This window comes from Paenibacillus agaridevorans (genome assembly GCF_003112455.1).
GTDB classification, from domain to species: domain Bacteria; phylum Bacillota; class Bacilli; order Paenibacillales; family Paenibacillaceae; genus Pristimantibacillus; species Pristimantibacillus agaridevorans.
The window spans coordinates 13,967-28,801 of record NZ_BDQX01000384.1; the positions used below are offsets into that span (position 1 = coordinate 13,967).

Sequence of the window (14,835 nt, forward strand, 5' to 3'; positions counted from 1 at the left end):
GCCGGGGCTAAAGCCCTCTGCTATAACGTTAAAACCTTTGACAGAATCGTATTTCTCCCCGATCTCGTCAAGCGAGTTAAAAGAGATCGTGCCCTTATACGCCGCGAGAAACGGCACGATCAGCACGAGCAAAATGACAAGCGCCCATACCGGACGGCGCAGCGAGAAGCTGCCCACCGAACCCCACAGACGGCTTTGCTTGTGCTCCAGCGACCCCTTTGCCGGCCAGAACAGCGCGTTGCCGAGCGCCGAGAGGAAAAACGGCACCAGCGTAAACAGCGCCAGCAGCAGGATGACGATTCCCACCGCGACCGCAACGGCGGACTGGTACAAGACGAACGTCGAGAAGCCGATGGAGGCAAATCCGACGAGGACGGCCAGCCCGGAGAAGAGTACGGTTTTGCCTGCCGTCTTGTACGTATGAATGATAGCTTCGGTACGGTCTCCGCGATGAGCCAGCTCCTCCTTGTACCTGCTGATCAGCAGGATGCAGTAATCCGTCCCGATACCGAATAATACGGCCACCAAGAAGATCTGGGTGAAGTTTGACAGCGGGAAGTCCGCGTATTCCACGAGGAATGAAACGATGGACTGCGACACCAGATAACTGAAGCCTACCGCCAGCAGCGGCACGAGCGGCGCAGCGGCGGAACGGAACACGATAAACAGGATGACCAGAATGAAACCTACCGTAATATATTCCGTCTTCTTAAGCCCTTCCTCCGAGCTCTGCACCACGTCTTCGCTAATGATCCACTCGCCCGTATAGTAGTGGTCCAGCGATACGTTATCGATGGCCGCGTACAACTCGTCGCGCACGGTCCCGAGCCCGCGGTCGCCCGCACTGACATTTAGCAGGGCCAGCACGGTACTGCCGTCCTCCGACACCATCTGATCCGCCAGCTCGGGAATATCGAAGTGGGTCGTCAGGTCGAGTATGCCAAGCGCCTTGCCCTCTTCGCCTGCCAGTCTTCCGATGGTAGCCTTCGCCTCCGCCAGGCCCTCTTCGCCAAGCCCCCCTTCCTTATGGAAGATAAGCACCGTGGACATGCCTCCGGCCTCTCCCTCCGCTCCTGCCGTTGCTCCGATCTCCGCAGCGAGTTCGCCCGCAAGCTTGGAAGAATAGCCGTCCGGCACCGTAATCTGCCCCTTCGTTCGGACCAGTTCCGCCATGTTCGGAGCGGTAAGCATCAATCCGGCCGCCGCGACCACCCATAACGCCAATACAAGCCACTTGAATTTCAGTACATACCTCATGTTTCCACTCCCTCTTCCTCTCTCTTTCTATTCCTTGCCCTCATTGCTCCCGAGTCCCGCCGTTCCCGCCATCACGTCCGCCAGCTTCTCGAAGGTAGAGATGAACCGCTCGGCCTCCTCCTCCTCAAAATGATTCATAATGTCCGCCAACATCGCTTCTACGCGCGCATCTATCGACTCGCACAGCCGCTTTCCTTCCTCCGTGAGAGTCAGAATGACGATTCGGCGGTCGCTCTCCTCGGATAATCTGCGGATGAACCCCTTATCGGACAAACGAGAGATGATCGCCGTGATGGAGCTCTTGCCCACGCCGAACACCTCGGCCAGCTCCGACGGCGTGCTGCGCCCGTTGAATTGCAAAAACCTGATCATGTTGAATTGATCCACGGTGAGTTCTGCCGGCATCAAATCCCTGAGCAGCGCGTACAATTTCCGCTCTACGGTAAAGTGGGCGCGTTCGTACCTGTGGATCAATTCTTTGATCATGTCGCCATGACAGTTATTCGACAATTTTTCTTACCTCCACTACTTAGTTCTACTGTCTAACTATTCGATAGTAGAACTATACCAGATGATCGTCTGATCGTGCAACTTCCACATTTGTAGGGAGCATGCAGGATTTTAGAAAATTTTGTCGAATTATAGGTGAAATTAGCGGATAACTCTACATTAAACATTAACCCGCATCGGAGGCCGCAAGTGACTAATCCCTCATCTAATCATCCCGGACAAGGGCTGTACATTCCGCTGCTTTGCCTAATAACGGCACTAGCCATTTTGAGCGAATGGGGCAAATTTCAATTCATATATGGCATTATCTTCACATTTACCAGTCTGTTCACCCTGCTTTCCTTGCGCATGTTCGGCCTGGGGAGAGGCATAATCGTCGCCGCTATCGCTTACGGCATCGGCTCTATTTGGCTGGGACAACCCTTCATCAACCTTCTAGGCATCCTCGAGGTTGTCATTGTCGGCCTCCTGTTGCGGCGTTATCCGGGACGATTATTCGCAATGGATGCCGTTTATTGGTTTATTCTTGGCATCCCGCTAACCTATGCTTTCTACGCGCATGAATATGCCGGGGGCTTTGATAATATTCGCCTATTCGTTGGTATTGTCGTGATTAATGGATTGTTCAACGCTCTGTTCGCCGAGATTATTCATCAATATTCGCCCAAGCATCGACTTCTCGGATTTCTCGATTCCGGCCGCAAGCCAAGCACATTCAGCCAGATCCTTCTCCACTTTGCGTTTGGCATCGTGATGATCTCTTTCCTGCTCAATATGATGGTTAACACTGTCAGTTCCTTCAAGGAAGTTGGCATGAACGTGCAAGTTCGGGCCAAACAAACCATCTACGCGCTCACGAAGGAATGGGAACACGCTTCTTCCGATATCCCTTGGATCGAACAGCGTACGGAGCAGTTGCAAGCCGCTATGGACCGCTATTCGTCAAGCTTCTTCACTATCAGTCTGGTCGATAGCAAAGGGACCGTTATCGCTTCCAACGTCCATTCGCTGCTCGGAAAAAGTCGAATACCTGAGAGTAACCGCACCTATGTGCGAATCTCGGACAAGCTTAAGTTTTCCGAGCATACTCCCCGAACCCACAGTCTGGTTGCGACCACATGGGGCGATGAGCACTTTCTTTACGAGGAAGGGCTGCTTGATGGCTCCGGCCGTTTCCTGATCGAAGTGCAGCTCAGCAGCTACCAGAACTATTTGTATGACAAATATGAGGCTCATCTTCTATTTCTGGCCATAGCCGGCCTCGCCGCCGCCCTGTTCTCACTGTTTATCCAAAGGTCAATCTCCGGCAGCCTGCAGCGGCTCGCCGGGGCGACTACCAATCTGCCGCTTAAGCTGAAGGAGCATCATGAGCCCGAATGGCCTCGGAGCAACATCTTGGAGATCCATTCGCTCATTTCGAACTTCAAGCATATGGCGAGCAACCTGCGCCACTTGTTCACCGAGACGCAGATGAGCAACGAGAGGCTGCAAGCGCAGGCGGAGCTGCTGCAGCAATCCGAAGAGCGGCTCCATCAGCTCGCCTACTACGATGTATTGACGGGACTGCCGAACCGCTTGCATTTCACTAAGCATCTGCAGGAATTAATCGATCTCGAACACGCGACCGGCAGCGGCCTTCGGATCGGAGTGTTTTTCGCCGATATTAACCGATTCAAGCAGATCAACGATACGCTCGGCCATTCTGCTGGCGACGAGTTGCTAAAGCTTGTGGCGCATCGATTTATGAATTACCCCGGCAAAAAATGCGACGTCTTCCGCCTCGGCGGCGATGAATTCGTGTTTATCTACGCCTACAAGCACGAAGCTGAGCTTGAGCTAGGGGCCCGCGCCATCTGCAGCTCCTTCGACGAACCATTTGTTATTGAAGGGAAACCGCTGTTCGTAAAGATCAGCGTCGGCATCAGCAAGTATCCCGAGGACGGCGCCGATATGGACACCGTAATCCGCAACGCGGATATTGCCATGTACCATGCCAAAGAAGAGGGCAACGGCTATTACCGATTCTTTAAGCCAAGTCTCGCGCCGCTAGTCGAAGAGAAAATGCAGATCGACAACGGATTGTACAAGGCGCTCAAGGAGGAGCAGTTCTCTCTCCACTACCAGCCAAAGATAAACGCGGCAACCGGCGAGCTATGCGGCATCGAAGCGCTCATCCGTTGGAGCCATCCGGAGCTTGGCATGGTTCCTCCCGACAAATTTATTCCGCTTGCGGAGGAATCCGGCTTTATCCTTGAGATCGACAACTGGGTATTCCGGGAAGCATGCCGGCAGAACAAAGAATGGCAGGATGCGGGGCTTAAGAAGATCAGCGTATCGGTTAATATTTCCGCCCGCCACTTCTTTCAGGGCAACCTCAAAGAAATGGTGGAGCGCGGCCTTGCGGATACAGGACTGGATCCGCATTATGTCAGCCTGGAAATTACGGAAGGCGTATTCATGCGAAATATGGAGCAGGTCATCGAGACGATTTTGTATTTGCGCGGGCGGGGGATCCAGATCTCCATTGACGACTTCGGCACGGGTTACTCCTCGCTGAATCAGCTCCAGCGTCTGCCGATCTCCGACGTTAAGCTGGACCGTTCGTTCATACGCGGCATTACAAGCGACGAAAAGAAGTCCTCCATCGTCAAAGCGATTATCGATCTCGTGCACAGCATGAACATGAAAGTCGTCGCGGAAGGCGTCGAGACGGCAGACGAGTCGCAATTTTGCAAGGACCTTCGCTGCGACGAGCTGCAAGGGTATTTGTTCAGCCGCCCGCTTCCCGCGGAGCAACTGAAGGAACTGTTAAAGTAGAGGGGCGACCAAGCGCTCTCTCGGATTGCTGCAGGATAACGTCGATTGCCCGGCTGTCATTTCCCTCAAAAACGGCATATAAATCACTAAATTAGCCGATGGGCAGGATCGACTCTCCATGATAAACTATTGGCATTGAAACAGAATCAGGTACTGGGGGAGTACGATACAATGACATATCGGGTAGCACTTGCAGGATGCGGAGGAATTGCGGAAAAACACTTGGACGCGTTAAAGCATATGAACGAATCGGGCGGCAGGGTCGAAGCCGTTGCCGCTGCGGACTTGGACAAAAGCCGCTTGCAGGCCGCGTCGGAGCGTTACGGTTCCTTGCTCAAGCATTACGCGGATTACAAAGAAATGATCAGAACCGAGCGGCCGGACATCGTCATTATAACTCTGCCGCATTATTTGCATGCGGAAGCGGCTTACTTCGCCGCACTGGAGGGCTGCCACGTTCTCCTGGAAAAACCAATGGCGCTGAATCCCGAGGAATGCCGCCGAATTATGGAGCAGGCCCGGCTAAGCGGCGTTACGATCCTGGTTGGGCATACGCAGCGTTACTTGGCCCATAACCTCCATGCCCGCCGCTTGATTCGGGAGGGCGGTCTGGGACAGCTGTTCATGGTGCACGACGTGAGACATGCCGATTATTTCGCCGAGAGCCGGCCAGACTGGTTTCTCCGCAAATCCTTGTCGGGAGGCGGCGTGGCGTTTAATCTCGGTTCGCACTCCGTAGACAAGCTCGTCTGGCTGGTAGACAGTCCCGTTGCCTCGGTCACGGCCAACATGACCTACCATGGTAATCGGGGCGACGTGGAAGGAAGCGTCATGGCGTACCTGCGGCTTCAGAACGGCGTAACGGCCACAGTCGTACAGTCCGGATACAAGGGAGCCTCCGCCAACTATACGGAGCTGCTGTTCACAAACGGTTCGTTGTGGCTGGAGACGGGACAAGCTCTTTACAAAAGTAATGGAGGCGTCTACGAGCTTCTGGACACGCCTTCGGATTCCGAGCCGTTTATCCTTCAGCTGGAGGATTTGCTGTCCACTATCGAAACAGGCGCTTCCCTCTCCTGCACGGTGGAGGAGGCTGCGCATATCGTTGAGGTGCTTGAGGGCATATACCGCTCCCACCGGAGCGGACAAGAGGAGCGCATTGGGAATACTGCCGCAAGGACGCCGATATCGGGGGCGGAGGCGTTCGCGACCATCCCTCCGGCTCGCCTGTCGATTCACGGCGCCTGGTCGGAAGCCCGTGATGGCGGGGAGCTCGCTGTACTGCACTACCATTGGCTGCCCGATCAACATGGACCAAAGGCTCGCGCCAGCGTGTCCTACACGGAGGACGAGCTGCAAATCTGCCTGCGCGCTTACGAGCGTGATCCGCTCGTGCGCTATAGAAGCCAGAACGATCCGGTCTACACGGACAGCTGCCTGGAGTTTTTCTTGCAGCCGTCTCCCGATACGGACGATCGTTTCTTGAACCTAGAGTTAAACGCCGCGGGAACGATACTGGCCGGCTTCGGCAAGGATCGGCATGACCGTGTCTATCTGGCTCCCGACGAGGTGCCGCCCCTGCATATCCGCGCGGAGACGAACCTCCGCGACCCGATTACCGGCGAGTGGTATTGGAGCGTCAGCATGCGCTTGCCCATGTCCTGGCTTACTAGCTTGGTACCGAGCTTCCGGCCTGCTTCCGGGACGAGGATGCGGGGCAACTTCTATAAGTGCGGCGACGAAACCGCACAGCCCCATTACGGCAGCTGGTCCCGCGTCCGTTCGGACACACCCGATTTCCATCGCAGCGAGGACTTTGGCTGGCTCATATTAGGCTGAAGGCATACACCGGCCTCGGCCTCGGCTTCGGCTTCAGCTTCGGAGCGGAGCAATTATGCTAGATGGCGTGGCATCCCCTTCGCTTGGGCCAACCTATGCCAATCCTTGCAAGCAGCACAATTAGGGGCTGTCCCAAAAGCCGATTTGTGATTTTCTTGCTCTTGTGAAGTTTGTTTCTTTCAAGAAAAAGGACCTCATTCCCGACTTTACAGGGAATTCGAGGTCCTTTCGCGTATAAACTGGAACGTGCCTAATTGACTCCGTTAATCCTCCATATTCATGCCTATCTCCCGGTAGATTGTACGTTCCAGGTAATCGTGCAGGTAAAATCGCGACAATACGAAATGCGAGGCCATATCCGCTGGCTGGTAACGCTCCAGCGCGGCCTGCATTCTCGGCCTGACATCCTCGCGGTCCCGCCTGTTGCGCTGATAATTGTTCAGCAGCGAGCGCCGTTCGGCTGCATCGCCGGGAAATAGCTCCCAGCGGTAGACGTACTTGTGAATCGCCCGCGACCGATCCGTCGCTGTCTCGTAATCGCGCATGACCGCGATCAGCTCCGCGTAGTCCCGGTTCAGCCGTACTTCGTCAAGCAGCTTCGGGATCATATCGTAATAGTCCTCAAGCCTGTAGTTGCCCAGCTTCGTATGACCGGCGGAAGGCTCGATGCCGTGGAACGCATGGAGGAACCGATCGATAAACGTCTCAGAAACGCCGCCGCTTCTGTTCCAGAACAAATCGGCGTGCAGCAGCATGGGATACCACGTCGTCTCGAACACGCCGTACGGCACCCCAAGGCTGAACGGTCCGGTCCAGTTGGTCGCGACCACACAATCGAAGTCGAGCTTTTCCGCCGTCCCGGCCCATTGCAGCAGATTATCGGTCCGATTTCCGATCACGGGGTAATTCTGGTGCTCCGCCCAATCGAAGCTGCGGACGGCCGGCGCGCCCATAACCCCGACGCCCAGATTACGGAACTTATCGGCGATCGCTGAGACTTCCGCCTCGATGTTGCGGCCGTTGTAGATCCAGATCATCGCAACGCCGCGACGGTCCAGCTTCCGCAGTTCTTCTTCGGGACACTTGGCCAGCATGTCGTGCCAGAAGATCGGAATGCGGCCGCGGTCCGCCGTGAACGCGATCAATCGGTTCAGGAAAGCGATGAACGCCCGCTCTCGCACGCCTTCAAAGCGCTCTCGACAGGTCTCGCATTCGCATAGGCTGTAAACTTCGTCGCAGCCGAGATGAATATAACGGGAATCCGGATGACGATCCATCATCTCCCCGAGCAGACCCGTCACCAGCTCGTACGATTCCTCCCGGGACGGGCACAGCTCCCCAATCGATTGCTCCGTTTCGCGCAGATGCTTATAGCGGTCGTGGCGCAGCACGTATTCGAGATGGCCGAAGCACTGCTGCAGCGGAATAATCTCGATATAATGCTCCTCCGCCTCCCGCTTCAACTCCTCGAACGAGGCTCTGCTTAATGCGTGTTTCGGATGCACCAAATGCGGATAGGTCTCGAACGGGAATTTATCTTCATATTCGATCAAAACCGCGTTGATCTTAAAGCGGGCGAATTCCGCTAAATAGGAGACGAGACGCTCCGGCTTGGAATACGTCTGCCTCAGATCATAATTCATGCAACGGATCGCCGTGTCCGGCCAATCCTCGATGAGCGCGGAAGGGACGGGATTGCCCTGCTCCATCATCTGGCGGAATGTCTGAAGCCCGTAATACAAATGGGGAGCATCCGCCGCCCGGATAATGGCGCCGTCCACGCCTATTCGCAGGGAGTAGCCCTCTTTTCTCTCGGATGCCGCCCCTGCCTCCATGTCGGTATCCAAGGCGCAGGGCGTGTTCCCTCCTGCGCGGGAGATCCGGACCCTATAGCCTGGAGCCCCCGTTTCTACGGTAACAGCCGCTCCGGGCAGCAAGCGTCGGCAATGCCTCTCCAGGCGAAGGTCTTCCTGCTCCATCGACAACTCGACGAGGAGCGGGTCCTCGCATGAAAAACCCGCCTCCCCTTCGTATTCCAATCTCTTCACTTGAGGTAGTAACGATATCATGCCAGGTCTCCTCCATTGCGGCCTTCTATGCCGGCCCTGGCGTAATCCGTCTACACGACCAGGGCCGGCGTCGTTCACCTTATTTCAGCTCCACGCCTTGTACGCGATCGTAAGCGATTCGATAAGTCTCCAGCAGCTTGTCGACGCCGAGGTTCTTAATCTCCTCCACATACTTATCCCACTCTTCCAGGCTTCTGGAGCCCGTAATAAACTTCGCGAGACTCTCATCGCGGTGCTTCTTGATCGCCTGTCCCGTCAGCGAGATAATTTCGTTTTCGCTCTCCGTAAAGGCCGGACGAGGCTGCATCGCCGGAAGGTCGTATTTGGCCGCTTCCGTATAGGCCTTCTGCAGATCCTCCGAGAACAACGACAGATGCGCATCGTAATCGATCCACGTATACGTTCCGCTCGTCTGCAGCCCTGTCGCCTTGCGCATTTCGGTAACGTCCGTAAATTCCGGCTTGAACTTGTTCGCTCCGCCTTCCTTATCGAACGTTTCACCCTCGACACCCCAGCTCGTGAGCGTGCGTCCTTCCTCGGAATAGAAGAAGTCCATGTACTGCATGACGCTCTCGATATTTTTTGATGTCGACGCCACGGTCAGGCCGCCCTCCATGTAGTGGAAGTACGGATTCTGCTGCTTGCCTCCCGGCAATCCTGCCGGCGGCGCCATAAATTGCATGTTGAACTCCGGATTCTCCTTCTGCATGGCATTGTTAAAGAAGTCAACGCGGCTGATGTAGTCGATCGTCACGAACGCTTGGCCGGTCGACATCATGTCCTGCCACTGCTTCGTCTGCAGAGAGAGGAAGTCCGGCGGAATGAGTCCCTCGTCGTAGAACTTTTTCCACATGCCAACCATTGCTTTGTAGTTGTCCTCTACCGGACCGTAACGCCACTCCTTGGCTTCAAAATCGAAGTACGCGCCTTCGCCCGTCTCGAAGTTAACCGTCATATTCGTATTCATCTCATCCGGGATTTGGCCGTAGCGGATCGACAACGGGTAGCTGTCCGGGTACTTGGCTTTCAGCGTCTTAAGCGACTCGTAGAGCTCGTCGTACGTCTTCGGAGCCGCCAAGCCTTCCTTCGCGAATACATCCTCGCGATACAGCCAGATCATGCGATTCGTTTCGCCGAATCCTTGGTTCGGGAACATGTACATCTTTCCGTCGTGGGATAAAGCGGCTTTTGCTTCCTCCGGATATTGCTCAATCCATTTCTTTAGATTCGGCATCCCGTCGACATATTGCATAATGTCCACGAGCGCTCCGTCCTGCCCGAATTTATTGGACTCGCGGCGGTTCGGCATATACATCAAGTCGGGCATTGTCTTGGATGCAACTACGAGGTTTAGCGATTCGCCCAGTTTGCCGGAAGGCGTCTGCACGTTGAGCGTCACTCCGGTTTTCTCCTTGAGCCACTTCCAGATCGGCCAATCTTCCGAATACGGGAACGTTGCGTTGTTGTCAAGCAGCGCGGTAAATGTCTTGTCAACCGGCGCGGACTGGCCCCCGTCTGCCGTAGCGGACGGTTGTGAGCTTGCGTTGCCTCCCGTGGCGCCGTTGCCGTTATTGCTGCCGTTGCTCGAGCATGCGACGAGCGACGAAGCCGCTAAAAATGCGGATAGTACGAGAGCAAACGTTTTTTTCATAGTACCAACTCCCCTTAAATAATGGTTGATAGATTGCGAATGCCAAGCGCGGGTTCCCCCCGCGCCTTGCCAGCCGGAGCAAAGGAACGTCAGCCTTTGACCGCCCCGATCATGGCCCCCTTGACGAAATACTTCTGAATAAAAGGATACACGATGAGAATCGGAAGCGTCGAAACCATAATGGTCGCGTACTTTAACGATTCCTCAACGATTTGATTATCACCTCCAATTCGAGTTACGTCTCCCGAGCTGACACTGCCGGCCAGGACCAGGTTCCGCAGGAGCACCTGCAGAGGGAATAGATCCGGCGTACGCAAGTACAGGAGCGGGTAGATGAAATTATTCCACAAGCCCACCGCGTAGAAAAGGGCGATTGTAGCGAAGGAAGCCTTGGACAACGGAACAATAATGCGCAGGAAGATGCCTAGGTCATTAAGGCCGTCCATGCGGCCGGACTCCTCCAGTTCCTTGGGAATGCCGGAGAAGAAGGTCCGCATCAAAATCAGGTTCCAGGTGCTGACGGCTCCCGGAATAACCATGCCCCACAACGTATCGACGAAGCCCAGCGAACGAACGACGAGAAATGTCGGGATCATGCCGCCTCCGAAAAACATCGTGAACACGATCATCATCATAAGCCCTTTGCGAAACGCCATATTCGTGCGCGACAGCGAGTAGGCGCCCATCGAGGTGACGATCAGCGCGATGGTTGTGCCAACCGCCGTATAAACAACCGTGTTTTTGATGGCGTTCCACATCTTGGGGTCGCCAAGCACGATCTCGTACATGTTGAAATTCAAGCCTTTGGGCAAAATCGTTACTTCGTTTCTCATCACGTACGCGTCGCCGCTCAAGGAGACCGCAAGCATGTGGAGGAACGGATATAACGTCACGACGACGACAAGCAGCAGCACGGCCGTGCTGACGACATGAAATAAACTTAATCGCTCCAGCTTCATTTTCGTTCTCCCCTCGCTACCATAAGCTCGTCTCGCTGACGCGGCGGCTTACGAAGTTGGCCGTATAAATGAAGATCAGGCTGATGATGCCCATAAATAAGTCTATCGCGGCGCCATAACTGAAGTTGCCCTGCTCCATGCCGATCCGGTACACGTAAGTGCTGATAATGTCGGCCGTCTCGTAGATGGCTGGATTCTGCAGAAGAAATACCTTCTCGAAGCCGATCTCGAGCACCGAACCGATATTCAGGATGAGCGTGATAACGATCGCAAACGAGATGCCCGGCAGCGTGACGTGCCACAGCTTGCGCATACGGCTCGCTCCGTCGATGCTGGCCGCCTCGTAGAGCTGCGGATCAACGGCGGTAAGCGCGGCCAGATAAATAATCGTCTCCCAGCCGATATGCTGCCAAATCTCCGACAGCACGTAGATCCACCGGAACATCCCCGGCTCGTTCATGAAGTTGATCGGCTCGAAACCAAGCGCCGTTATCAATTCATTGATCAGACCGCCCGTCGGCGACAGAAACATGATGACCATGCTCGCGACGATGACGTTGGAGATGAAGTGAGGCAGATAGCTGACCGTCTGCACGAACCGCTTGAACGCCGCCTTCCGCACCTCATTAAGGAGAAGCGCGAGTATGATCGGAGCAGGAAACCCTAATGCCAGATTCATGATCCCGAGCAGGAACGTGTTTTTCATTAGCAGCAGGAAGTCTGGATTTTCCAGAAACATCCGATAATACTTGAAGCCAACCCAATCGCTTTCCCATACGCCCCTGAACAGATTATAATTTTTGAACGTAATCACGAGCCCGAACATCGGCGCGTAACGGAAGACGAGATAATAAATGAGGCAAGGCAGGAACATCAACCACAAATATTTGTTGTTCCGCCACAACCGCCTCAGCTTGCCCGGCCGACGCCGGTTCAGCACAATAGCTTCCTCCATGCCGGACGTAACACTCGTATGAGCCATACACATTTCTCCTCGACTTTTGATGAATGTAACGCTATCTGACACAAGCGTCGTGGACCTTGTGATTGAAGTATACTTCCCGTCGACAGGTGAAATAAATCCTCACATTAGGCTTGAAATCACCATTCCATCGAATATCGGAAGAGATGAGTATAAATGATGAAAAGTGCATATTGTCCGCTTTAGCTCAGAACCAGTATGATAGAACTTATTAAAGCGGGTACCCGCTCTTATCCCTTCGTCGCAATGCCCGGCATCCGCGGCAATCCAGCTAAGGAATGCATGCAATAGAGGATAGATCCGCAAATCTGCATAGTCCGCCGTTGCCAGGAGGTGCGTTAAAAGATGACCCTATTGTTCAAGCTCAAGCAAGGTTTTGCATCCAATTCGCTGCTCGTCAAGCTGATGATCAGCTTCCTCAGCGTCATCTTGGTGCTCGCTGCCTTTAACGCGTTCTCCTTCCTTTATTTGCGCAACAAACTTTATGACGAGATCGTCCGTTACAACGAGCTCGGCATCAAGCAGACGGTGGAGAGCTACGAAAACCACTTTCGTTTGACCCAAAATATGATTCTTTCGCTCACCCAATCCGATCGCTGGATCGCCAACATCGGCATTTTGAGCGATGTATCCAACAATCGCCGCTACGACAAGGTCAACGAGGTCAAGAGCGACCTCTTTGAGCTGTACAGCAACCCGTTCCTTCATTTCGACAACTTCATTCTCTACTTCAAGGAAGGCGGCTACGTCCTTGAGAAGGAGGGCACAAGCAGCATGGAGGATATGTTCGGAAGCTATTATGCCAGCGAAGCTTACCCGCCGGAATTTTGGAGCTCCTTCGCCGCCGACAACTACTTCATGCGGATCTTGCCGGCGGCTGTCTTTACGGAACGGTCCATGAACAACGTCCGCTCGCTCGGGCTGCAGCTGCCCGTCGTTATCAAAGCCGCGCCGTACAAGGAAGTGTACTGCATCATCATGATGAATCCTCGCAAGCTCAATACGGCATATGCGAACACGGGAGAGCCCTTCTACATCCTGGACGAGGAAGGCCGGACGCTGTACGCTTCTCATCCTTTCGTTGAGGTGCGCAGTCCCGCTTCCTACGAGAAGGGCAAGCGCCACGAACGCAGCGGAGGGCATTATTACTTCTATGAGCAAGGCGCGGATACCGGCTTCACCTACGTGCGTGTCGCGCCGATCGAGAGCATTATGTCGGAGATGATGAAGCTGAACATCCTTCTCGTGACGCTCCTCGCCGCGGCCGTGCTCGTCAGCGTTTTCGGCTCAGCGCTGTTCAGCCTCAGGCTGAACCATCCGCTCAAACGCATTATCGCCACGCTCGAGCGCAAGCAGACGATGCCCGTGCCCGCCAGTTCGGTCAAGGAATTCGCGATTATCAGCGACCGGATGAGCAGTATCATGAACGCCAACGAACGGATTCAGGAGGACCTCGATAAAAAAAATTCGCTGGTTCGCCAATACGCGTATACGAACAAAGTCAAGAACATTCCGATGAACCTGAACCTTACCGAGCTCGAGGACGCGGTTCAACTGAACGAGCCTTACGCGGCCGTCCTGTATGAAATCGGGTTTACGAACACGGATTCCGAATACGATCAGGAGATCCAGCTGCTCCGTAAGCTCGTCCACGGACTGTTCGCCGGACTCGGCGAGGAGCCCGTCACGCTGCAGATCGAGCACAACCAGCTGATGTCTCTGCTGTTCCAACCGGGCTCCATCCAGGAAATCCACCGCGTGCTGAATCTGCTGAAGGAGCTGCTGCAGGTCGAAGACTATCTTTGCCTGACGATCGCCGTCAGCCCGATCTACCCGGAGGATATGCCAATTACGCTCGCGTACGAGCAGCTGTTGCAGTTGTTGAAGGAGAAGAGGCTGACGGGGGAAACCCAAATCATCGCCGAACCTCGTTCCCCGGGCACGCGAGCCCTTCCTTTAAAGGTAACGCAGCGCGAGGAACTGCAGTCCCGGCTTCTGTCCGGGAGCGAGGACGCCGTATTCGAGTGGGTGGAGCGCCATCTGGAGCAGCTCACGAAAAAGGATGCCCCCGCAGCGGACTTCCTGTCCTATGCGCGAGGAGTGGCGGAGCAGGTCGAGAAGGCGCTGGCAAAGCTTAACGTGCCCGAGTCCGCTTTCGACGGCAAGCTGCACGATTACGATGCCCTTGGCCGGTTCTACTCCGCCGATCAGTATAGGCAGTGGTTCCGCGAGCTTATCCGCCCCGCCATGTTCGCCATCCGGGCGAGGACGGAGACGAAAGACCCCATCACAAGCTTCGTCACGGATTATTTGAACAGCCATCTCCGAGAGGATATCAATCTTGATCTCGTGGCCGATAAGCTAAACATTACGCCCGGCTACCTCTCCAGCTACTTCAAGGAGAAGACGGGCACAAACTTTAGCGATTACCTAAACGATCTGCGGATCGGGCGCGCCAAGGAGCTTCTCCTGAATCTGGAGCTGCGTATCCAGGATGTGGCGTCCGAAGTCGGGTATCATAACGTCAATTCGTTTATCCGCATGTTCAAGAGATATTCCGGCATTACGCCGGGGGAATACCGGAAGCGGAACATCTGAGATCACTGTCAGCGATCAGCTTCAGCTTTCAGAGATCATGGATCGAATAAACATGAGCCGCCAGCAAAGCGAAGAAGCGCCCTCAGGAATCAACGGATTCTTAGGGCGCTTCTTGGCGCGCTAGATGAAGTTGTACACGTTATACTAGCCGCT

At 54.7% G+C, this 14,835-nt stretch carries 9 protein-coding genes; 3 read left to right on the forward strand and 6 right to left on the reverse strand.

What is annotated here, in order from left to right:
• Positions 1-1,257 (reverse strand): MMPL family transporter (locus tag PAT3040_RS39155; protein ID WP_258235226.1); only part of this gene is annotated, 1,257 nt, incomplete at its 3' end.
• A gap of 27 nt (positions 1,258-1,284) precedes the next feature.
• Positions 1,285-1,767 carry a MarR family winged helix-turn-helix transcriptional regulator gene (locus PAT3040_RS29500; RefSeq protein WP_246608369.1) on the reverse strand — a complete coding sequence of 161 codons (483 nt, stop codon included), beginning with the start codon at positions 1,765-1,767 and terminating at the stop codon, positions 1,285-1,287.
• Between the two features lie 189 nt (positions 1,768-1,956).
• Here PAT3040_RS29500 and PAT3040_RS29505 point away from each other — a divergent pair, with 189 nt between their 5' ends.
• Together PAT3040_RS29505 and PAT3040_RS37590 are read left to right on the forward strand one after the other, a co-directional pair.
• Complete coding sequence (locus PAT3040_RS29505; protein WP_108995499.1) at positions 1,957-4,584, forward strand: putative bifunctional diguanylate cyclase/phosphodiesterase; 2,628 nt, start codon at positions 1,957-1,959, stop codon at positions 4,582-4,584.
• Positions 4,585-4,755: 171 nt separating this feature from the next.
• Positions 4,756-6,423, forward strand: a complete 1,668-nt coding sequence (locus PAT3040_RS37590) for a carbohydrate-binding family 9-like protein (protein WP_181376912.1) — start codon at positions 4,756-4,758, stop codon at positions 6,421-6,423.
• A gap of 263 nt (positions 6,424-6,686) precedes the next feature.
• Here the strand turns inward: PAT3040_RS37590 and PAT3040_RS29515 are convergent, their stop codons facing one another.
• From PAT3040_RS29515 to PAT3040_RS29530, 4 genes are all read right to left on the reverse strand, one after another.
• On the reverse strand, positions 6,687-8,492 hold the full coding sequence (locus tag PAT3040_RS29515) for a glycoside hydrolase family 20 zincin-like fold domain-containing protein (RefSeq protein WP_108995500.1): 1,806 nt from the start codon (positions 8,490-8,492) through the stop codon (positions 6,687-6,689).
• A 79-nt stretch (positions 8,493-8,571) separates the two neighbouring features.
• Complete coding sequence (locus tag PAT3040_RS29520; RefSeq protein ID WP_108995501.1) at positions 8,572-10,143, reverse strand: extracellular solute-binding protein; 1,572 nt, start codon at positions 10,141-10,143, stop codon at positions 8,572-8,574.
• Positions 10,144-10,232: 89 nt separating this feature from the next.
• Positions 10,233-11,102 (reverse strand): carbohydrate ABC transporter permease, encoded by an 870-nt coding sequence (locus PAT3040_RS29525; RefSeq protein WP_087571362.1) that lies wholly within the window; start codon positions 11,100-11,102, stop codon positions 10,233-10,235.
• 16 nt (positions 11,103-11,118) lie between these two features.
• Complete coding sequence (locus PAT3040_RS29530; RefSeq protein WP_108995522.1) at positions 11,119-12,057, reverse strand: ABC transporter permease; 939 nt, start codon at positions 12,055-12,057, stop codon at positions 11,119-11,121.
• Between the two features lie 372 nt (positions 12,058-12,429).
• Here PAT3040_RS29530 and PAT3040_RS29535 point away from each other — a divergent pair, with 372 nt between their 5' ends.
• Entirely contained in the window at positions 12,430-14,682 is a 2,253-nt protein-coding gene (locus tag PAT3040_RS29535; RefSeq protein ID WP_108995502.1) for a helix-turn-helix transcriptional regulator, read from the forward strand.
• The last annotated feature ends 153 nt before the right edge of the window (positions 14,683-14,835 follow it).